The 21746-nt window shown below is 30.2% G+C and carries 16 protein-coding genes; 4 read left to right on the top strand and 12 right to left on the bottom strand.

Annotation, left to right across the window (positions count from 1 at the left end):
* The 5 genes from CRN98_RS04640 to CRN98_RS04620 all read right to left on the bottom strand — a co-directional run.
* A partial coding sequence (locus CRN98_RS04640; RefSeq protein WP_179631923.1) for an acyl-CoA dehydrogenase family protein occupies positions 1 to 371 on the bottom strand: 371 nt, incomplete at its 3' end.
* Between the two features lie 51 nt (positions 372 to 422).
* Positions 423 to 839 (bottom strand): MaoC family dehydratase, encoded by a 417-nt coding sequence (locus tag CRN98_RS04635; RefSeq protein WP_097026238.1) that lies wholly within the window; start codon positions 837 to 839, stop codon positions 423 to 425.
* A gap of 29 nt (positions 840 to 868) precedes the next feature.
* Positions 869 to 2239 (bottom strand): GntP family permease, encoded by a 1371-nt coding sequence (locus CRN98_RS04630; RefSeq protein ID WP_097026237.1) that lies wholly within the window; start codon positions 2237 to 2239, stop codon positions 869 to 871.
* A 35-nt stretch (positions 2240 to 2274) separates the two neighbouring features.
* Complete coding sequence (locus tag CRN98_RS04625; protein ID WP_097026236.1) at positions 2275 to 3825, bottom strand: acyl CoA:acetate/3-ketoacid CoA transferase; 1551 nt, start codon at positions 3823 to 3825, stop codon at positions 2275 to 2277.
* 299 nt (positions 3826 to 4124) lie between these two features.
* Complete coding sequence (locus tag CRN98_RS04620) at positions 4125 to 5903, bottom strand: sigma 54-interacting transcriptional regulator (protein WP_341455754.1); 1779 nt, start codon at positions 5901 to 5903, stop codon at positions 4125 to 4127.
* Between the two features lie 404 nt (positions 5904 to 6307).
* On the opposite strand from CRN98_RS04620, the gene CRN98_RS04615 reads away from it, so the two are divergent.
* The gene (locus CRN98_RS04615) at positions 6308 to 7309 is read left to right on the top strand and encodes a choloylglycine hydrolase family protein (protein WP_097026234.1); all 1002 of its coding nucleotides are present in this window, start codon (positions 6308 to 6310) and stop codon (positions 7307 to 7309) included.
* A gap of 192 nt (positions 7310 to 7501) precedes the next feature.
* Here the strand turns inward: CRN98_RS04615 and CRN98_RS04610 are convergent, their stop codons facing one another.
* Complete coding sequence (locus CRN98_RS04610; RefSeq protein WP_097026233.1) at positions 7502 to 8425, bottom strand: NAD-dependent epimerase/dehydratase family protein; 924 nt, start codon at positions 8423 to 8425, stop codon at positions 7502 to 7504.
* Between the two features lie 339 nt (positions 8426 to 8764).
* On the opposite strand from CRN98_RS04610, the gene CRN98_RS04605 reads away from it, so the two are divergent.
* Together CRN98_RS04605 and CRN98_RS04600 are read left to right on the top strand one after the other, a co-directional pair.
* The gene (locus tag CRN98_RS04605) at positions 8765 to 10114 is read left to right on the top strand and encodes a glycosyltransferase family 2 protein (RefSeq protein WP_097026232.1); all 1350 of its coding nucleotides are present in this window, start codon (positions 8765 to 8767) and stop codon (positions 10112 to 10114) included.
* Between the two features lie 27 nt (positions 10115 to 10141).
* Positions 10142 to 12745: a glycosyltransferase gene (locus CRN98_RS04600; RefSeq protein ID WP_097026231.1), complete on the top strand. Its 2604-nt coding sequence runs from the start codon at positions 10142 to 10144 to the stop codon at positions 12743 to 12745.
* 259 nt (positions 12746 to 13004) lie between these two features.
* Here the strand turns inward: CRN98_RS04600 and rlmD are convergent, their stop codons facing one another.
* Positions 13005 to 14357 (bottom strand): 23S rRNA (uracil(1939)-C(5))-methyltransferase RlmD, encoded by a 1353-nt coding sequence (gene rlmD / locus CRN98_RS04595; RefSeq protein ID WP_097026230.1) that lies wholly within the window; start codon positions 14355 to 14357, stop codon positions 13005 to 13007.
* A gap of 50 nt (positions 14358 to 14407) precedes the next feature.
* A complete protein-coding gene (locus tag CRN98_RS04590; protein ID WP_097026229.1) occupies positions 14408 to 14725 on the bottom strand; it encodes an RDD family protein in 318 nt (105 codons plus the stop codon).
* A 296-nt stretch (positions 14726 to 15021) separates the two neighbouring features.
* On the opposite strand from CRN98_RS04590, the gene CRN98_RS04585 reads away from it, so the two are divergent.
* Positions 15022 to 16881, top strand: coding sequence for an LTA synthase family protein (locus tag CRN98_RS04585; protein ID WP_097026228.1), 1860 nt, complete (start codon positions 15022 to 15024; stop codon positions 16879 to 16881).
* A gap of 125 nt (positions 16882 to 17006) precedes the next feature.
* Here the strand turns inward: CRN98_RS04585 and CRN98_RS04580 are convergent, their stop codons facing one another.
* The 4 genes from CRN98_RS04580 to CRN98_RS04565 all read right to left on the bottom strand — a co-directional run bounded on the left by CRN98_RS04580 (position 17007) and on the right by CRN98_RS04565 (position 21480).
* Positions 17007 to 17672, bottom strand: coding sequence for a sulfite exporter TauE/SafE family protein (locus tag CRN98_RS04580; protein WP_341455753.1), 666 nt, complete (start codon positions 17670 to 17672; stop codon positions 17007 to 17009).
* A gap of 360 nt (positions 17673 to 18032) precedes the next feature.
* Positions 18033 to 19424, bottom strand: coding sequence for a dipeptidase PepV (pepV, locus tag CRN98_RS04575; protein WP_097026227.1), 1392 nt, complete (start codon positions 19422 to 19424; stop codon positions 18033 to 18035).
* A gap of 105 nt (positions 19425 to 19529) precedes the next feature.
* Positions 19530 to 19790: an ATP cone domain-containing protein gene (locus CRN98_RS04570; RefSeq protein ID WP_179631922.1), complete on the bottom strand. Its 261-nt coding sequence runs from the start codon at positions 19788 to 19790 to the stop codon at positions 19530 to 19532.
* 280 nt (positions 19791 to 20070) lie between these two features.
* Positions 20071 to 21480, bottom strand: a complete 1410-nt coding sequence (locus CRN98_RS04565; protein ID WP_179631920.1) for a C40 family peptidase — start codon at positions 21478 to 21480, stop codon at positions 20071 to 20073.
* Between the last annotated feature and the right edge of the window lie 266 nt (positions 21481 to 21746).

The following is a 21746-nucleotide window of genomic DNA, read 5'->3' as shown; positions in this document are numbered from 1 at the left end:
CCGAAAGCACCTATTCTTTCACCCTTAGCAAGTGCTGGTAAGTACTTTTCCTTTTGAGCTGGTGTTCCATGCTCATTTATTACTGATGCACATAATGAAGTGTGAGCTGAAACGATAACACCTGTTGAAGCACAAACTCTTGATAATTCTTCAACTGTTATTGCATAGGAAACAACGTCTCCACCTGCTCCACCATATTCCTTTGAAAATGGGATTCCCATCATTCCAAGTTTACCCATTTTCTGTACATTTTCCATAGGAAATTCTTCTGTTATATCGATTTCTGCTGCTAATGGCTTTACTTCAGTTTCAGCAAACTCTCTTACCATTTGTCTTACAAATTCTTGTTCTCTTGTTAATGAAAAATTCATTATACTTTACCTCCTCATTTATTGTTAATTAATTAACTAGGCTAAGCATATTTATACTCTTGGGGGCATAACCAGAGCTTCACCTGCAATAACTATTTTGCCATCTTGATTAGTACAGGTTGTCCTTAATTTAACTCTATTTTTTTCTGTAATCAATTCCACTATTTCTGCCTCTGCTTTTATTGTATCACCAATTTTTACTGGTGCCATAAACTTTAATTCTTGACCTAAATATATTGTCCCTGGTCCAGGTAGCTGCATTCCTAAAACTGCTGAAATTAATCCAGATACTAAAATTCCATGAGCAATTCTACCTTTAAATATGGTCTTTTCTGATTCTATTTGATTTATATGCGCTGGATTTAAGTCTCCAGTTATTCCTGCAAAAAGATATACATCTGTTTCACTTATAGTCTTTTCTATATATGATTTATCTCCTATCTTTAGTTCATTTATTGTTTTTCCCATACAAATAACACCTCTTTATTTTAATTTTTCTATACTAATCCAAAACCAGCCGCAATTATACATACTATTGTAGCTATAACTGGAATAACTACTGTACACATTCCTATATCTGCATAGGATTCCCTATGTGTAAGACCTGTAATTCCTAATAATGTTATTACAGCTCCATTATGCGGAAGTGTATCAAATCCTCCACAAGCAATAGCTGCTATTCTATGCATTACCTCTGGATTAATACCTAAGGCTGATGCTTTTTGCATATAAATATCTCCTAAAGCTCCTAGTGCTATACTCATTCCACCTGAAGCTGATCCAGTTATACCAGCTAATATACTTGTTGAAACTGATAAAGAAATTAGAGGAGTTCCTGGTATTGCAAGTATCGCCCCTTTAATTAATGCAAAAGCTCCCAATGTTTTAATAACATTTCCATACCCAACCTCTGATGAAGTATTCGCAATTGCGAGTAATGAACCAATTGCTCCATCATTAACAGTCTTTATTATACTCTTAAAATTCTTTCTCATTAAAACTATTGCAAGTATTGTTGATATAAGAAGAGCAACAATTAAGCTCCATAATCCTTTTACTTTATCTATTGATGTTCCATATGATTTTAGATATTCTGAAGGAATTCTTTCAAAATATACACCAAATATATAATTTAATACCAAAACTGTTACTATCGGAATAATAGCTACAACAATATTGGGAAGTTTAGATACATCTACTGTTTCAAGCCTTTCATCTTTATGATTTCCATAACCTTCTCCAGCTGCAACTGCCTTTTGTGCTCTTCTATTAAGCCACATCATACCTAAAGCAAATATTACTATTGAACCAATTATACCTATTACAGGTGCTGCCCAAGCAGTTGTTCCAAAATAAGTCATTGGTATAGCATTTTGAATCTGAGGAGTTCCTGGTAATGCTGTCATTGTGAAAGTAAATGCTCCAAGAGCTATAGTTCCCGGTATAAGTCTTTTTGGCAGATTAGACTCTTTAAATAATTCAACTGCTATTGGATATACCGCAAATGCAACAACGAATAAAGAAACACCACCATAAGTTAATACTGCGCAGGATAATACTACCGCGAGCATTGCTTTATCTTTCCCAAGCTTATGTGCTATAAAATTTGCAATGGATTTAGCTGCCCCTGAATCATCCATTATTTTTCCAAATACTGCTCCAAATAAGAATAGTGGGAAATAGGTTTTTGCATAACCTGCAAAATCTTTCATAAATACTTCTGTATAAGTTACAAGTAATGGAAGCTCTCCAGAGAATACTACCGCAAGTAATGCTAGTGCTGGAGCCAAAATTAATACCGTTATTCCTCTATAAGCTAAATACATTAATAATACTAGGGAAATCATAATACCTATAACACCTAACATAAAAATTCTCCTTTCTCTCTCTAATTTAATTTATTTTAATTTACTTTAATCCCCATTAATTCATCTTTAAATATTCTTTCATCCATAACTTTAAGATTTTCAGATATTATTGGCTTGAAGTCCATATTTGCTAAAATATCCTTCTCTAAACTGATCCCTGGAGCTATTTCTGTTAAAACTAATCCTTCTGATTTTAACTCAAATACCGCTCTTTCAGTTATATATAAAACTTGTTGCCCTATTTCCCTTGCATATTCTCCGCTAAAGGTAATTTGTTCAACATCTTTAATAAATTTTTTAGTCTTTCCTTCTTGTCCAATTATTAGTTCTCCATTTTGAACCTTTATTTTTAAGCCTCCAGCTGTAAATGTTCCACAATATATTACTTTCTTTGAATTCTGTGTAATATTAATAAATCCGCCACAACCAGCTATTTTAGGCCCAAACTTACTAACATTAATATTTCCCTTTTCATCACATTGGGCTAACCCTAAAAATGCTATATCAAGACCTCCACCATCATAAAAGTCAAATTGGTAAGGTTGGTCTAAAATACACTCTGCATTTAAAGATGCACCAAAACTTAAACCACTTGCTGGCACTCCACCTATTGGTCCAGCCTCTACGGTTAAGGTCATCATGTCCCCAATACCTTCTTCATTTGCAACAGCAGCTACTCCTTCTGGAACGCCTATTCCCAAATTTACTACTGCGTTAGGCATAAGTTCCATAGATGCTCTTCTTGATATTACTTTTCTTTCATCTAATTTCATGACTTCCATACAATCTAATGGAACCTTTACTTCTCCACAGTATGAAGGATTAAAATGCTCTGAGAATGTTTGCATATGATTCTCTGGCTTAGCAACAACAACAGCATCTACATATATTCCTGGAATTTTTACTAGCTTAGGATCTAATGTTCCACTCTTAACTACAGATTGAACTTGAGCTATTACTATTCCACCAGAATTTTTAGCAGCTTGAGCTATGGATACAGCTTCTAATGTGGCTGCTTCTTTTTCAAAAGATAGATTACCTTTTTCATCTGCATAGGTGGCTCGTATAATACTAACATTTATAGGAAAAGCTTTATATAATAGTCTTTCTTCCCCTTCAATGCTAACAACCTTTACAATATCCTTCTTTGTTATATCATTTAGCTTTCCACCTTCAACTCTAGGATCAACAAAAGTCTTAAGACCAACATGAGTAATTGTTCCTACCTTTTTGGCTGCTATATCTCTAAAAAGATGGGATATTACACCCTGAGGAAGATTATATGCTTCTATTTTATTTTCTAACGCTAATTTTTGGAGTTTCGGTGCAAGTCCCCAATGTCCCCCTATTACTTTTGACACTAATCCTTCACGTCCTAAGTGGTTTAATCCTTTTTCATTTGAATCTCCTTGTCCAGCAGCATACACAAGTGTAAGATTATTAGGTGCTCCTGTATTAATAAAACTTTTTTCTATTTCTGATGTTATCTCTTCTGGATGTCCAGTTCCTATAAATCCACCTATGGCAACAGTACTGCCACCTTTAATCATTTGTACTGCTTCTGAAACAGTTTTTACTTTAATCATAAATATATCTCCTTTCTCATAACGATTACAAACTTACACTTTAATTAATAAGCAAAAGCCGTGCCAAAATAAATATTTTTTTATTTTTTCTTCTCTTAATGTTGATTTATCTGCATTCTTTAATAATATTATGAAAAACAAATTTTATAAATATTTAGTCAATTCCTAAAAAAGTGTATGCTTATCATTACACATCTAAAATAACAACAAAAAAGTGTATGCAAAATCGAACACTTTTAAAATAAGTCTAAAAATGTGTACGATTTCATATACACTTTACACAATTTTCATTAAATTTTTTATAATATTTTATATTTATTAATCTTTTCATATAAAGTAGTTCTACTTACTCCTAATTCTTTAGCTGCCTTTTGTTTATTACCTTTACATATTTTTATAGCATTAATAATTGTATTTCTTTCCGCTTGCCATATAACATCTTCAAGCTTTGAAATATTAATATTAATTTCAACTCCTGTTATTTCCTTTGGCAAATGCTTTGGTAGCAATAAAGTATTTGTATTTTCTATAATATTTATGGCTCTTTCAATTGCATTCTCTAATTGTCTTACATTTCCTTCCCATTTATAATTTTTTAAGTATTCTAAAGCTTCATCCGAAATTGTGCATTTTTCTTTATTTAATTTTTTAGATATTTTATCACATAAAAGATTAGATAATAATATAATATCATCTTTTCTCTCTCTTAAAGATGGAATTTTTATAGTAACTACATTAAGTCGATAATATAAGTCAGCTCTGAACTTTCCTTCCTTTACCATACCGCAAAGATCTTGATTAGTTGCTGCTATAATTCTTATATCTATATTTTTAGGAGAAACAGCTCCTACCCTTTCAACTTCTCTTTCCTGTAATACTCTTAAAAGTTTAACTTGCATATGTAGTGGCATATCTCCGATTTCATCTAAAAAAATAGTTCCTCCATCGGCCAATTCAAACTTTCCCATTTTCCCTTCTTTTTTAGCTCCAGTAAAGGCTCCCCCTTCATATCCAAATAATTCTGATTCCAATAAATCAGATGGAATTGCTGCACAATTTACCTTCACAAATGGTCCATAATTTCTATTACTATTTTTGTGTATAGAATGTGCAAATAGTTCTTTTCCTGTGCCACTTTCACCAATGAGTAATACATTAGAATCAGTTAAGGCTGCTTTTTTAGATAGCTTTTTAGCTTCCATAATTCCATCGCTATTTCCAACAATATCAGCGAAGGTATACCTTGCACTAGTTTTCTGTTGAAGTTGTTCTTTATAAGCTTCTAATTCCTTCTGAACTTTACTAAATTTCTTGTAAAGAGAATCTAATTCTTTTACATTTTTAAAAAGCACCTTACCTACAGCACCTTGTAGCTCTCCATTAATAAATAGTGGAGTTCTAGTTGCTATCATATATCTATTTCTAATTTTATGCAATTGAACTTCCTCTTCTCTTCCTGTTTTTACTACAATATGCATTCTTGTATTTTCAATTATATCTGTAATATGCTTGCCTATTGCTTTTTTATCATCTATCCCTAAAAAATCTGCATATCCTTTACTTATCATAATTATATATCCGTATTTATCTATAATTACTATTCCTTCATAAGCCATATCCAAAGCCTTCTTTAGCATATCACTCCAATTTTTTTCATTAATTAATTCTTCTTTTATTTTTTCTTTCTCAGTAATATCCTCACATACATAAATCACTTTTTTAACTTCTTTAGCTTCATTATTTTCAATGATTGGAATTTTAGTCATTGAAACTACTTTTTCCCCTATTACTATATTTTTATTAGTTTTTATATATTTTCTTTTCGGTAATTGAAATTCAAGAACTTCCGGAATTAAATCACTTATAATCCGTCCAATACCATAATGTTCAGCAATATTCAAAATTTCCTGTGCTGCTTTATTAATAATATTAATTTCCCCATTAATGTCTGTAACTACTATTCCATCATTTATGTTATTAATTGTGCTGTCAAAAACATTCAGATTGCAATTATTTCCACAGTCATTCATCTGTTCTGCCTCCTCTTTCAATATTTCATTTGTAATAAATAACTTCATCTCTATGCACTAATATCTATTTCTGCCCTCAAACTATAAAAGAGCCTTGTCATTGGCTCAATAAGTTTTATTTATTTTAATTCTTATAAATGAATTAATTTATTCCTTAATACTAATTAATGCAAGTTTTTATATAAATTATATCATATTTACACCCTTTTACAATAAATCAAACTTGTATTACATGACAATCGTATCTATAACCTGGTGCAAACTTAAGAAATAGCGAATTTCCCGACTCAAAGAAGCATACTAATAAATATGCAGTCCTTTTGTTACAAAATAGATGAATTTCAGAGTGTAAATGCATATGCTTAAATATCACACCCTACCATCTTCAAATCTTTATATAAGGTATGTTGTTGTGAAAATCAAATTTTATAAATCATAGGAGGGAAATTAACATGTGCACAGCAATAACGTTACAGTCCCAACAGATGGAAAACTTTTTCGGGCGAACCATGGATTTTTCTTATTCTATTGAACCACAGCTTTATGTGGTACCCAAAAATTATGTGTGGAATAATGTTTTAAACATGCATAAATTTTGTAATTACTATAAATTTATAGGAATAGGACAGGAAACTGATGGAACACTCGGTTTTTTTGACGGAGTAAATGAAAAGGGCTTTGCGGCAGCTGCATTATATTTTGCTGGTTATGCCAAATACAATATGCATGTGAAGCATATGGGAAAGGAGCCTATTGCATCTTTAGATTTTCTCCATTATATTTTGGGAAGATGCGGATCCATAGAAGAACTGGGAGAAATACTACAGGAAATATCTCTCATTGGTCTGCCAGATCCCGTAACACAAACAGTTGCACCATTACATTGGATTGCCACAGATAAAAGCGGAAAATGTGTTGTTATTGAGCAAACAGAAAAAGGTCTGAAGTTATTCAAAAATCCCATCGGTGTTATGGCCAACAGTCCTGATTTTCATTGGCATATGACTAATTTAAGAAATTATATGGATGTATCTCCAATGCAGACTAGTGAAACCTACTGGGGAAAAATTAAATTAAAGCCATTCGGTCAGGCAGGAGGAACCATGTCGTTGCCGGGGGGCTATACGTCACCAGAACGATTTGTAAGAACGGCATATCAAAAGACACATATTCAAACACCTAAAGACAGGATGGAGGCAATAATTACATGCTTTCATATTATGGAAGGTGTTTCTATTCCAAAGGGAGTTGTCATAACAGATCGAAATACTTATGATTATACGCAATATATAGCTTTTATGAATACAAATACTTGTGAATATTTCTTTAAAACTTATGGTAATAATCAGATTATAACTGCAAGTCTTTGGGATAATTATAAATATAGTACACAGCCAATCTGCCTTGGAAAATTAATGCGTCCGCTTATCTTTGAAAAAATGCAGAGCTGTTGAACCTGTCGCTCTAAATCATAAGTATTAAAATTTCTCTGCATTTATTCTTAAATTTTTTTTAGTAAACTAAATCCAGTAGTAAACAATAATAAGCTTTTCTACTGGATTTTTTGTATTTAATTAATTCCTTATTTTTTACAGGTTCTATTTGCTCAAATAACTAAGACATGCTACGTTCTTCTTTTTTACTTTTTAATCTTCTAGATTATTTTTATAATATTCTATAGTTTTCTTGAGTCCATCTTTCAAACTAAATCTTGGACTCCAATTAAGTTTATTTTTAGCTTTATTAATATTAAAATATGAATTTTCTATATCTCCTTTTCTAGCTGATTTATACTCTATATTAGATTTTAGACCAATGATATCTATCATATTTTCAGCTAGTTCCTTGACAGAAGTATAAACTCCAGTGCCTATATTAAATATCTCTTTGCCTCCACTGCTGATAGCTGCAATATTAGCGTCAACGATATCTTCTACAAAGATGTAATCTCTTAAGGCACTACCATCTCCAAATATATATAGTGGTTGTTCTTTTAATAAACTATTCATAAATGTGGATATTACGCCGCCTTCACCCTTTGGATCTTGCCTTATTCCGTATACATTTGCATATCTAAGTATGGTGAAGTCTAAATTATTTAAATTACTAAATACTCTTATATATTCTTCAGCAGTATATTTAGATAATCCGTAATAAGATACGGGTCTTATTTCATGTTTTTCATCTATAGGTAGGTACTGGGGATGACCATAAACAGCTGCTGAAGAAGAATATACTATTTTTTTAACATTATAGTTAACACAATTATTTATTATATTTATAGTACCACATACATTTACATTAGAATCAAATATAGGATTCGTTATAGATTTTTGCACATTTATCTGAGCTGCTAGATGATAGACTATATCAAACTTTTCCTTTTCAAATATTTTTGATACATTAGGATCCAAAATATCATTTATATATAATTTAGCTTTTTTATTTACATTATTTATATTTCCAGTAGATAAATTATCTATTATACATACATTGTGTCCTAGATTTATAAGTTTATCTACTAAATTAGATCCTATAAATCCTGCACCGCCACTAACTAATACCCTCATAAAGCTCTCTCCTTTTCTACAGCAAATTAAAATAATCAATTAATGGATGTAACAATCCATATTTTTATAATATTATGACAGGTATCATATTGTGAAAATAATAATGAGAGATTAATGAGAAAGTTATTATTATAAAGTTCTTAACAATTCTTAAATTTTATTAAACATTGTCAAGGCTATTCTCACATTAAGAATAAATAGAACATTTTATGATTTTACTCATATGATAATTATGTAATGGTAATAAAATGTTTTCTTTGAGTAGTTTCAATGAATCATTTATGTATCCTATGTAAACTTAATTTAAAAAATGATTTACTTCTGGAGGAGTGATATAAAATGACAATGTTATATGATCGATCAGCAGGACTTGTAAGCGTAATTATCCCTGCCTATAATTATGATCGCTATATAATTGATACTCTTGAAAGTTTAAAAAGGCAAACCTATTCTAATATAGAGATTATTTTGATAGATGATTGCTCACAGGATAACACAAAAACTATTGTAAATGAATGGCTTGCTGAAAATCGAGATGACTTTACGGACTTTATATATGTACGGCTGCCAAGAAATCTTGGTTTCGAGTGGGCCGTAAATATTGGTTTATGTCTATCAAAAGGAGAATATGTTGTATTTCACGACGCTGATGACATTAGTCATGATGAAAAAATTGAAAAACAGGTAAAATATCTTCAAGAACATCCTGATACTTCCGCATTAGGTACTATATTTTCATCTTTTCGCGATGATATATCAAACACTATATCTACCAGCAACTGGATTAGTTTTGATGCAAATGAAATTGAAAAAAACTATAAGATTGATATTAAGCACTGTGTGTGCTATGGAACACTTATGATCCGTGCCTATATTATCGACGAGATCATTGGCTTTAATAAACCAGTTCTATTTTCTAATGATTTCTTTTTTGTAAGTAATATTGTAAATCATGACTTTATCGTTGAGAACTTAAATGAAAACCTGTTTTTCTACAGAAACCATGATAAGCAATTTTCACGTAGTCTTTATGAGGACGATACTGTAACTCATAACTACAAAGAAAAAAGAAAAAAAAATGAAGGCCAAACAAGTATCGTTATCCCAATAAAAGGAATATCCGATAAAGTCAAGAAATCCTTAGATAGTATAGCCTCTCAAACTTACGATAATCTTGAATTAGTTATCATAGATGAGCAGCCTGATATTAATACAGAAAACTTTATTAGCAAATGGGCAGAACCATATAAAAATAATGGTAAATTTAAAGATTTAGTATATTTCCCTCTACCAAGGGAAGTTGGATTTCCTTGGGCTTATAATATAGGGACTTATCTTTCTAAAGGAGAATTTATAGCATTTCACAATGTTGGAGGTAAAAGCCATCCAAAAAGAATAGAAAAACAGATTGAATTTTTAACAAACAATTTCATGTATAGTGTTGTAGGCACAAATTATAATGACAGTGGAGATTATATAAAATTCAAGGATGATGTTGAATATTCCTATAACGTTGATTTTATGCCTTGCATGAATTTTAATACGCTTCTTCTTCGCAGTGACATTATAGATAAAACTGGAGGCATAAATAAACGTACTGATGGTGCAGAAGACTTTGAATTTATTTTTAATCTTTTACACAATGGCTACAGAGTAGAAAATCTATCCGATATCCTATACTATCAATAGATATAAAAAAGTAGGTGAATAGCAATTATGAAGCCAGAAATTAGTGTTATTATGCCAGTATACAATTGTAAGCAGTATATCTTTGAATCCATTAAAAGCATATGTAATCAAACTTTTCAAAACTGGGAGCTTATTATTATTAATGATAATTCTATAGAAAATATTGAGGAAGAAATAAAAAAAATACAGGACGACAGAATTCATTATCATGCTTTTGTAGAACATGAAGGCTTATTTAATTCATTAAAATATGGTTTACAGCAAGCACAGGGAGATTTTATCACATTTCATGATCCAGATGATATTAGTTCTCCTACCAGGTTTGATGAACAGCTCAATTACCTTAAATCTAATGATGATTTAGGGATGGTTTCATGCCTTATCAGATGTTTTACTAATGAGACTAGTTATCGTAGTGCCTGTATTTTTATAGAGAAAATTCAAAATAGTTATATATCCAAAGAACAAATTGAAAATGCAATTATCAATAAATTTTCTCCAGTTATATTTCCTACAATAATGATGCGTAGAACCTTATTAAATGGACTTGAATTCCAGAAAGAAGAAAATGAACTAGAAGACTACTTTCATATATTCTTACATTTGCTTAAACAAGGTAGATTAGAAAAGATCAACAGCATTCTTTATTATTATAGAAGGCATAAAAACTCCTATCATATTCAAAATGAAAAAAATTATTCTGAAACAGTAGAAGCTCAGCTAAGTAAAAGCGGAATACAAAATTTTATAAAGTATAGAGAACTCTACAAAGATTTAGAAAAAGAACAGTATATAGTCAGTAGATTGAATGAAGATAGTCCATTAAGAATATTGATGCTTATAGATGCCCTAAATATTGGTGGAACAGAGATGTATGTATTGGAGCTTGCAAAATCTCTGGAAAAGTTAGGGGCGCATGTAGTTATCGGAACCTCTGGTGGTCCACTAGTAGAAGTATTCAAACATTATGGATTAAAAGTTGTAGAAATTCCTTTTGCTAGCGACTATATTTCTAATAAAAACATTATGAAGTTAATTAAATTAACAAAGAAAATAATAGATGAAGAAAAAATCAATTTGCTTCACTGCCACCTTTTTGCAAGTATGCGTCTAGGAAATGATATTTATAGAAGCTACAAAATCCCATATATAGTCACGTTACACGGCTTATTTTATCCTAATGATATACTATTTGCTTCCTGTATCAATGCAACTAAAATTATTGCAGTAAGCGAACCAATTAAAAAACTAATTGAATCAAAATTAGGCTCAAGAATAAGAGGAGAAATTGTGGTGATTCCAAATGGAATTGATATGGAAATTTTCCATCCTCAGCATACAGTAAAAGGTTTGAAAAATCAGCTTGATATACCTGAAAACTCTCAGATTATAACTTACTGTAGTCGTCTGGATTGGGGAAAAACCTTAGCTGCTGAATCTTTTATTTTTGCATGTTTTATTTTAATGATTAAAAATAAACATCTACATGCTTTTGTTATTGGAGATGGAGCTGATAAGCATTTAATCACACATGAAGTAAGCATTCTGAATAAAATGTTACAAAGAGATGCAATTCATGTAGTAGGTGCGAAATTTAACGTACTGCCTTATTATCAGAATGCAAATATTGTAGTTGGTACTGCAAGAGTGGCACTTGAGGCCATGAGTTGTGGTAAGCCAGTTATTGCCGTAGGGAATCATGGATATACCGGAATCATTAGTCCTAGATGTATGAACGAGCAATGGAATATGTATTTTGGTGATCATGATTCAATAAAAAAAGCAGATCCCTTAACACTTGCAAAAGATTTAAATGAATTGCTACAAAATTCCAAAGCATGTAAATCTTTAGAAAAATGGGGTAGAAGCTGGTGTGAAGAAAAATTTGATAGTCGACTCGTAGCAAAAGATATTTTTGATTTATACCAAGAAGTTTTATCCGAAAAAGAAGTAGAAAATACAGATAAAGAAAATATACCTAATCTGGTAGCAACCGATATACAGACAAAAGAAAGTCCTATTTTAGAAAAAACTTCTTCCGTAATTAGCAGAATTCCTAATGAAATTGAATTTACTCCAGAAATAAGCGAAGTAGTATTTGGTTCCAATAATGCAGTTGTACGATACTGCAATCATCCTACCCATGGTAGATTGGACATTACAATGCCTTTTACTATAATATTGAAAGATAAAAAAGATTCCTGTAAAACACTAACTGTGTCTGATTTGCTTCATCTTGAGTTAAATGACTATAACTATAATAATTGCATTCACAAACAAGATTGTGAATGTGAAGCACTGGTGAATCTTAAAAATAAGTGTGGAGTGAAAATAGAAAATGAAATAAAAAATAACCCTATTATTGACGAGCATAACCAGAATATTATATTTGAGATCATTACCAGGATATACATTAATTTCTGTGATACAGGTATATTTGACCTGGAAACTGAAATTTATGAATCAAGTTCTATTATTGATGAAGATAATCTTCTAGTTAAAGATACAGGAAAGGATGAATTTAAAAAAAATACCGCTGCCGAAGATTCTACCAATATACACCATGAACTCTTTTATTGTTATGAAGACCATAACTCACTTATGAAAAAATATCCTTGTAACAGACTTTAATAAAAAATAAGTAAACTATATGAGAAAGTTGACAATGAGCAGTTATTGTGCATTGTCAATTTTCAGTTTCATATGTTTAGATATATTCATGCTACTATAGATACATATTCACATGTTACAAAAAATGAAACAGAGTACTGTGGATATATTTGAAAGTGTAGTAGCAAAAAAAATAATTACTACGAACCTTTTCTCATTGGTAGCAAGTTCATAGTAATTACCTATCTTTTATTATTCAAATTTCATTTAACCTTTGATTTTACTTATACAGCTTCACCACTGTCTCCACGTGCGGCGTATGAGGGAACATATCCTTTACCTTTACCTTTTCTATTTTATATCCCTGTTCAGTTAAGTACTTTAAGTCAGTTATCAATGTTTTAGGATTGCAGGATACGTATATTATATCAGGAGCATTAAAGTCTACCACGTATTTCAATGCATCTGGATGTACTCCTGGTCTTGGTGGATCCAGGATTATAACATCTGGCTTTTCCTTTACGCTTTTTATGATTTTAGCAACATCTCCTGCTATAAATTTGCAGTTATTTAAGTTATTAAGTTTTGCATTTTCATTTGCGGATTTTACTGCTTCTTCAATAAGTTCGATTCCTATTACTTTTTCCGCATCTGGAGCTACTATTTGCCCTATAGTTCCTGTTCCACAGTAAAGGTCGAATACTGTTTTAGATTTTGAATCTCCTAAGAACTCCTTTACTATGCTATAAAGCTTTTCTGCTCCTTTAGAGTTTGTTTGAAAAAATGAAAATGGTGTTATTTTAAATTTAAGTCCTAAAATTTCTTCTATAATATAATCTCTTCCATAAAGTAACTCTATTTTATCTGCTTGAACTACATCAGATAAAGAATCATTTATAGTATGTAATATTCCCACTAAATTTCCTTTATAATTTAAACTTTTAAGAATTTCAGTTATCTCAGCAAAGTCAAATTCCACCTGAGAAGTTGTAACTATGTTTATAAGTATTTCTCCTGTGTTATCAGCTTTTCTTATAACCAAGTTTCTTAAATATCCTTCATGGCTCATTATTCTATAATGAGAAAATTTCTTTTCCCTAAAGTAGGCTAAAACAGTAGCAAGTATATTTCTGTAATCCTCATCTACTATCTTACAATAATCTGCAGTTATTATACCAAAGCTTCTTCCCTTAGCATGCATTCCTAATGTAAGTTCTCCGCCCTTTTCCATGTCTCCAAATGTGAACTCCATTTTATTTCTATACTCTTCTTCTTTAGGACTACCTTCTATACCTAAATATTCAAATCCTGATAAATTTGCTTCTTCAAAGAGTCTTAATACTTGCTTTTCTTTTAAGTTTAGCTGAATATCGTAAGGCACATCTTGAGTACTACATCCTCCGCATCCTTTAAATATAGGACATAGCGCTTCCCTTTTAAAGTCTACATCTTCTAAAATCTTTATAACTTTTGCCTCTGCATATTCTCTTCTCTTTTTACTTAATCTAGCCAATACCTTTTGACCTGGTAGGGAATTTTTTATATATACCTTTAGTCCATCTGCGTAAGATACCCCTGTAGCTGGAAATTCTATATCTTCTATTAAAAATTCATATTCCTTACCTTTTCTCATCTAGTTTTTCTCTCCATTTCTACTATTGTTCTAAATTACTACCTGAAATTTTATTGTACTGTTTCTTTTTTTACTACTTTTAGTTCTGAACCCTTTTCTCCTATGGTTGCACCTTTTTTTCCTCTAATTATAGGAGAATAAAGTATACTTACTATAACAAATATAATTAATACAAATGCTCCTATATATGGCTTTAATATATTATATCCTGCTAGTCTTAGAGTAACTTGTAAAACAAAGAAAAGTACTCCTGATATTATAAGCATTATTGCTGTATCTGTAATTGAAGCTGAAATCAAATTGCTAAATTTTATATTACCTGTATCCTTAACTTCTTCTACATTATTATTTTGTGTTCCATTTTCCATAATTACTCCTCCAATACTTCATTTATATATGTCACTATATCATTATGCACCAGTATTTTATTATTGTAAATACATGGCTATACAATTATTTAAAATAATGGCTAATTTAATATAATGTTCATTTCTTTTATTGTATTATAATACTCTGTGAATTTACACTTACAAAAATTACTCTTAACGATAGAATTTTTACTTTAATTTGTGATATTATTATATATAATATTTAATTTGCATGTTTTGTAAAATTTCCCAATTTTATTACATAAACAAATTACATTTTAAAGGGGCTTTGAGAGATGCTAAATTTTAAAAATACACTTTTAAAATATATAGATGTTATTTTTTTTATATTTATTCTTACATTAAAAATATTAATTTATGGCAAACAAATTGAAACTGAATATTTTACTTATAAGTCTATTTTCCTTGCAGTATTTGCATCTGTAATGATTATATGTTCTATATCTTTACTATTTAAAGATAAACAAAGAGTTAAATTTCTTTTCATATTAAATATATTTATATCATTGTTTATAATAGCTGATTTAAACTACTTTAGATATTTCAAAGATGTAATATCTATTTCAGTAATATTAAATGGTATCCAATTATTAAAGGATGTAAAATCTAGTGTAACAAACTTATTTAAAATTACTGACTTATTGTTTTTATTGGATATAGTTCTTATTATGCCTATAATAAATAAATATAAATACAAAAATTTAACTACATCATCTTTAAAATATAGGCTTCTTTCATTTGTACTTGTATTTTTAGTTGCTGTAGGAATTGATACATGGAAAATATCTAAACTTTCCTTAGAGCAACCTAAGCTTATAAGCACTATGTATAATAGAATTTATGTAGCTAAAAATCTTGGAAACTTAAATTATCATTTTTTAGATGTTTTTAATTCACTAAATAATACTATTTCAAAACGAACTCCTTTGTCCACTGAAAAAAAGGAAGAAATTGAAACATTTTTACAAAATAAAACCTTAAACACTTCCTCAAATTTAAAGGGAGTTGGTAAAGGCAAAAATTTAATTGTAATTCAAGTAGAAGCACTACAATCCTTTGTAATAAATAAATCTATAAATGGGAAGGAAGTTACTCCAAATTTAAATAATTGGATAAATAAGAGCGCTTATTTTGATAATTACTTTTATCAAACAGCTTCTGGTGGAACTTCTGATGCAGAATTTTTATCTATTAACTCCTTATATCCTGCAAACTCTGGAGCTGTTACATCTATTTATTATAATAATGAGTTTAAAGGACTTCCTAAAGTATTAAAAGCTAATGGATATTCTGCTACCGCATTTCATGGCTTTAGGGAAAGCTTTTGGAATAGAAATGTGATATATCCTAAATATGGATTTGATAATTTTTATGGAGAAAAAAGCTATACAATAGATGAAAATATGGGACTTGGTTTAAGTGATAAATCCTTTTTAAATCAGAGCTTTGAAAAAATCAAAGATTTAAAGGAGCCTTATTATGCTCTTTTAATTACATTAAGCAGTCATTTTCCCTATGATGATACTAAAAAATACGATGAATTTGATGTAGGACCTTACGAAAATACGCTTCTTGGAAATTATCTTAAAGCAATTCATTATACAGATAAGGAGTTAGGAATGTTTTTAGATAAGCTAGATAAAGAAGGTATACTGAAGAATAGTATTATAGCCCTTTATGGTGATCATCATGCAATTCCAAAAACTAATGAAAATGAATTAGCAAGTTTTTTAAATAAAAATAAATTTACTGATTTAGAATGGGCTCAAATTCAAAAGGTACCTATGTTTATTCATTTTCCTAATGATATGTATAAGGGTACTTATAATATATATGGAGGGCAAATTGACTTATATCCAACCTTAGCAAACATACTTGGTGTGAACTGCAAATATGCAATGGGCAGGGATTTGTTTAACTCTAAAGAAGGATTGGTTATATTTAGAAATGGTTCATTTACTGATGGTGAAGTATTTTATTTATCTCAGCAAAACACCTACTATGATATAAAATCTTCATCAGTAATACCTGAAACACCAGAACTTAAAAATAAAAAAGACTCTGTTTTAAATCAATTAGAATACTCTGATTTGATATTAAAACACAATCTTTTTAACGAAGAGCTTAATGACTAGTTTCCATTCTCTAATCCCTAGTTGATAATCACTAATCCTTAGTCACCAACTTATGGTGATTAGAGATTAGTGATTAATTTTTAAGTTTAGCTTAAATACTAAATTTTAGCCATAGCTTATCTCATCTAAATTAAAGGTCTTACTACTTCATAAAGCATTTTTAACGCCACACCTAATGACATAGTCACAAATATAGGCTTAATAAGCTTTGCACCTTTCTTTAATGCAAACTTTGTGCCAACTCTTGCACCGAGCATCATGCAGAGGGACATTGGAATACCCATTAAGTACCATATCTTCCCCTTGATTGCAAATAAAAGAAGTGCTGTTAAATTACTTGTGAAATTCATAGCTTTTGCATTTCCGCTGGCCCTTACAAAATCAAAACCATATATTTTTATAAGACCGAATATTATAAAGGAACCAACTCCTGGGCCGAAAAATCCATCATAAAATCCCATAAAAAATGCAAATATACTTCCTATTATTAATGTTTTCTTAGTAGTACCTTCAAAATTGTCTTCTTGTCCCATAGACTTTGAAAAAAAACTATATACACCTACGCCCATTAAAAGTATCAGTATTATTGGTTTTAAAACTGATGAATTAATATGCAATACTGTGGCAACTCCTGCTGCTGCTCCTAAAAATGTAAATGGAAGAAGCACCTTTAATATATTCTTGTCTACCTTACCTGATTTTGCAAAATTCCATGTACTAACTAATGTACCACAAGTAGATGAAAATTTATTTGTGCCTAATGTAAAGTGAGTTTGAAATCCTACAACCATGTATGCAGGTAGGCTTATAAGACCTCCCCCCCTGCTATAGCATCTACAAATGCAGATAAGAATCCAGCAGCACCTAAAAATATAATCTTGTAAATCAATGGAACTGATGCCAACAAACTAAGCTCCCCCTCTAAATAGTATTAATTTTCTTACAATTAAATTATAGCATGATAACCTAAATCTTAGTATATAAATTTTCCATTTCATCATGCTAAATACCAATTCTATTATCTATATGTATGAAACTTATATTTCAAACTATTCTCAAGGACAAAAATATAAAGTAGGTATTAGGGCATTTTCATGTCTCCTAACACCTACTTTTCCCATAGTAACTAGTACCTTGCTCCTAACACCTTTTTATTTTGCTAATTCATATATAGCTTTTGCATATATCTTCGCGTTCATTACCAAATCTTCTATTTCAATATATTCATTAGCTTGATGATCTAAGTCAGGTTTCCCAGGAAATATTGGTCCAAAAGCTACTATATTTTGCATTTCTTTTGCATAAGTTCCCCCACCTATAGCAAAGGCTTCCCCACTATCTCCTGTTACTTGTTCATACACACTTAAAAGCTCTTTAATCAATGGGTGATCTTTAGGAAAATATAATGGAGCTTGATGATCCATATCCTCCACTTTTATTCCTGTTTTATTTATAGTTTTGTTAAATCCATCTAATACATCATCTAAAGTTTTTGTTACAGGATATCTTAAATTAAGTCCCATAGATATTTTCTTATCTTCAAAATTCACTGTTCCTATATTAAAAGAAAGTGAACCTGACACTTCATCTTGCAAATGGACTCCAAAAGATTCTCCATTTACTTCAAAGCCTACATGTTTATTCATAAATTGAATAAATTCATATAAATCTGTATTTTCAAATGCAAGCATTTCTAAAAATTTGAACAACTGCATTATTGCATTTACACCATTTTCTGGGGTACTTCCATGAGCTGAAATCCCTACTGACTTAATAACTACCATATCACTTTTTATATGAGCAGTTATGTTAAAATCATTTTTCACCTTGAATTTTTCTAATGCATGTATTATAACATCTTTTTCTTTTGACCATATTCCAGCCTCACAGTAGTCTGGAACCATATTTACTCTATGCCCACCTCTTATATAATTTATGCATATTTCTTCATTTCCACAATTAGTTATGTCTTTAATTAGATTAAAACTCATTAATCCCTTTTCTGCATGTATTAAAGGATACATAGCATCTGGAGTAAATCCTGATACTGGCATACTTTCCCTTTCTGTATAATGATGCATTTCCTTTGATCCTGTTTCTTCATTTGTTCCAAATATTATTCTCACTCTTTTAGAAATAGGTAACTTTAACTCTTTAATTGCCTTAAGTCCATAAAGAGCTGCCATTATAGGACCTTTATCATCTAAAGTTCCTCTTCCGTACATCTTATCATCATGAATTTCTGCAGCATAAGGTGGATATATCCATCCATCCCCTTCTGGAACCACATCTAAATGTCCAAGCACTGCAACATAATCTTCTCCTTCTCCATACTCAGCATATCCCACATATCCATCTAAGTTTTTAGTTTTAAATCCTAGTTTTCTAGATATCTGCAGTGCATATTCAAGAGCTCTATTTACTCCTTCTCCAAAAGGCATGCCATCCTTTGGTTCATCTTCAACGCTTTTTATTCTTATAATTTCTTGAGTAGATTTTATAAGTTCTTCTTTTAATTCATCAATTTTTTTGTTTAATTCCATATTATTTTCCTCCAGTAAAACTTGTCTGTGATAAACTCTCTCGCTAGGACTTCAATTATGCAAAATGATATAAAAGTAACGTCCTGTTTTTCTCTTTAAAGCATTTTATTTTCTTGAATCATATTTTCTAGCTATTCCACTAAATCCACAATAATTAAGCTTTTCTAGTATAATATTTCTTATTTCACGAGACTCTATTTTATCTTTTTTAAGTGTATTTAAATCTCTCATTATTCTTTCTTCAATGACCTTTAAGTCGCCGTCTGTTAAGGGATTTCTAGCTTCATCAGAAGTTCTAGCTAGTGAAGTTCTTATTTTATCAATCATAAACTCTTCAATTCTTCCATCACGTTTGATAACTTTCATAATACATGCCCCCAAACTTTTACTTACTTTATTAAGCTTTATTATATCATAGTATTTATGCATATATTATTAAATTTTTCATAATTTACTAAAGTTATGTCATTTATATAAGGCAATATAAATCATTATTTAATGTTTTTCTTCTATAAAACACAGAAGACATAGGCACCTTTGCTTGCATGTGCCTATGCCTTAGTATTATGTGTATAAAAGAGTTAAATATACTTTGTTCCCTGTATTCCTTAAAACCACCCCAATAAATATTATAAAATAATATTTATTACTTGCCTAATATAAACTCTTTTCCAATGGTCATTTCTTCCAAATAGGTTGTTCCATCTTCACTAGAAATTATAGTTACAGGTGTAACCATAGTTTGGCGTGATCTATAATATTTATATTTTCCGTTTTGATCTTTGTTATAAAATCCTGAAAAATCATGAATCATATAATGTTCCCCATTGTATTTACCAAGATATAGCATAGCATGACCTGGCATGTATAATGCAGCCCCTGTATTCATGCCATCAAATATCTTTTCCCTTTCATCTAATTTCATTTCTTTTGGCATATTATAATCTTTTGCTATATCTATTTTAGCTTGTTCTCCTGTATTTCTAGGTAATTTTACTCCCATAGTTCTATATATATCCATTATAAAAGCAGAACAATCTCTTCCATTAAACATTCCGCCCCAGCCATATCTCTCGCCTAATAATTTAAAAGCTTGATTTAATATATTCCTTTTTGTATAAGATATATATCCAACATTGACATCCTCTGACTTGGAAATCAAAGCAAACTCTAAAACCATTTTACCATTGTTATCTCTTGTAGGAAGTTTAACTACATAATTTCCTGTAGGGTTTTGTCCATAAATATCGTCTCCAATTTCATCCTGGCTAGCAAGTGGAATTCTTACTCCCATATCAAATTTTAATTCAGAAATTTGTGCATTTAATGGATTATTGACAGTGAAGGACCTCTTGCCTGTAGTAACTATAAAATCCTTTGTGTTAATATAATTAAATAATTCATCCTTAGTAGTTATAGCTACATCCTCTGCTGGTATCCAGGCTAAATAATTATACATTTGCGCAAAAACCCACTTATTGTCTTTACTATGACTTAATATGACTAATGGCTCTAACGGATAAACTGCTGTCTCCATAAATCTATCAAATTCGTAATTGTCTCCTTCTTTAAATATTGCATCGTAGGTTGGATATGTCCTCATAACTGTTCTTCTTACTGTAACTCCATACTTAATCTTGTTAACTTCTTCTAGTGCATTTAAGTTTAAATTTTCCTTTAGCTTATTATAATAACCTTCTGTAACTTGCTTACCATCTGCAGTATAGCGAGGTGTAGATGCAGGTGAGCTAATATTTAATATTAATTTTGTTAATTCATCCTTTTTAAATGATTTATCGTATTTTTCAAGATCTACGATTTCAGGTGAATTTTTTTGAATTTCTTTATTATATTTTTCTATTGCTTTATCATCCATGATAATTTTATCTGTATCTTTAGTATTATTTATCCAAAAATCAGCTTTCATCATCTCTTCGTTAACCTTAGGTACATTAGTCTTATATTGAACATAATTTTCTTCAGCAGCACAAACATTAGTTGAAATAAGAGCAATACACGCCAAAACTAAAATACTCCTTAATTTAAACTTTCCCATAATTATTATATTCCCCCCCATAATTTATAAATTACATTAAAGAAAATAACTTTGCCACTATAAGCTGCTGCAAGTATTGGATAGTTTTTCTCCTATCTCATCAATAAGCTTTGTATTGGAGGTTGTCCACTTACTAAACTTAGGCGAGAAAGATACTAGCCATAACAAAAACATAACCCATATAGAATAATTTATTTAATAGTTTATATATATTTATATAATAAATATGTTATATAATGAAATTCATATTACTATATTTATTATAA

Origin of the sequence: Clostridium peptidivorans (genome assembly GCF_900205925.1) — a bacterium.
Classification (GTDB): domain Bacteria; phylum Bacillota; class Clostridia; order Clostridiales; family Clostridiaceae; genus Clostridium_AK; species Clostridium_AK peptidivorans.
The sequence above is the reverse complement of the archived record's forward strand: the minus strand, read 5'-3'. Positions and strand labels throughout refer to the sequence as shown.

Bases quoted from the DNA above. Each gene is read 5' to 3' on its own strand.
- CRN98_RS04635 (WP_097026238.1), bottom strand. From the start codon at position 839: ATGGGAAAAACAATAAATGAACTAAAGATAGGAGATAAATCATATATA.
- CRN98_RS04630 (WP_097026237.1), bottom strand. From the start codon at position 2,239: ATGTTAGGTGTTATAGGTATTATGATTTCCCTAGTATTATTAATGTAT.
- CRN98_RS04625 (WP_097026236.1), bottom strand. From the start codon at position 3,825: ATGATTAAAGTAAAAACTGTTTCAGAAGCAGTACAAATGATTAAAGGT.
- CRN98_RS04620 (WP_341455754.1), bottom strand. From the start codon at position 5,903: ATGAAGTTATTTATTACAAATGAAATATTGAAAGAGGAGGCAGAACAG.
- CRN98_RS04615 (WP_097026234.1), top strand. From the start codon at position 6,308: ATGTGCACAGCAATAACGTTACAGTCCCAACAGATGGAAAACTTTTTC.
- CRN98_RS04610 (WP_097026233.1), bottom strand. From the start codon at position 8,425: ATGAGGGTATTAGTTAGTGGCGGTGCAGGATTTATAGGATCTAATTTA.
- CRN98_RS04605 (WP_097026232.1), top strand. From the start codon at position 8,765: ATGACAATGTTATATGATCGATCAGCAGGACTTGTAAGCGTAATTATC.
- CRN98_RS04600 (WP_097026231.1), top strand. From the start codon at position 10,142: ATGAAGCCAGAAATTAGTGTTATTATGCCAGTATACAATTGTAAGCAG.
- rlmD (WP_097026230.1), bottom strand. From the start codon at position 14,357: ATGAGAAAAGGTAAGGAATATGAATTTTTAATAGAAGATATAGAATTT.
- CRN98_RS04590 (WP_097026229.1), bottom strand. From the start codon at position 14,725: ATGGAAAATGGAACACAAAATAATAATGTAGAAGAAGTTAAGGATACA.
- CRN98_RS04585 (WP_097026228.1), top strand. From the start codon at position 15,022: ATGCTAAATTTTAAAAATACACTTTTAAAATATATAGATGTTATTTTT.
- CRN98_RS04580 (WP_341455753.1), bottom strand. From the start codon at position 17,672: ATGGTTGTAGGATTTCAAACTCACTTTACATTAGGCACAAATAAATTT.
- pepV (WP_097026227.1), bottom strand. From the start codon at position 19,424: ATGGAATTAAACAAAAAAATTGATGAATTAAAAGAAGAACTTATAAAA.
- CRN98_RS04570 (WP_179631922.1), bottom strand. From the start codon at position 19,790: ATGAAAGTTATCAAACGTGATGGAAGAATTGAAGAGTTTATGATTGAT.
- CRN98_RS04565 (WP_179631920.1), bottom strand. From the start codon at position 21,480: ATGGGAAAGTTTAAATTAAGGAGTATTTTAGTTTTGGCGTGTATTGCT.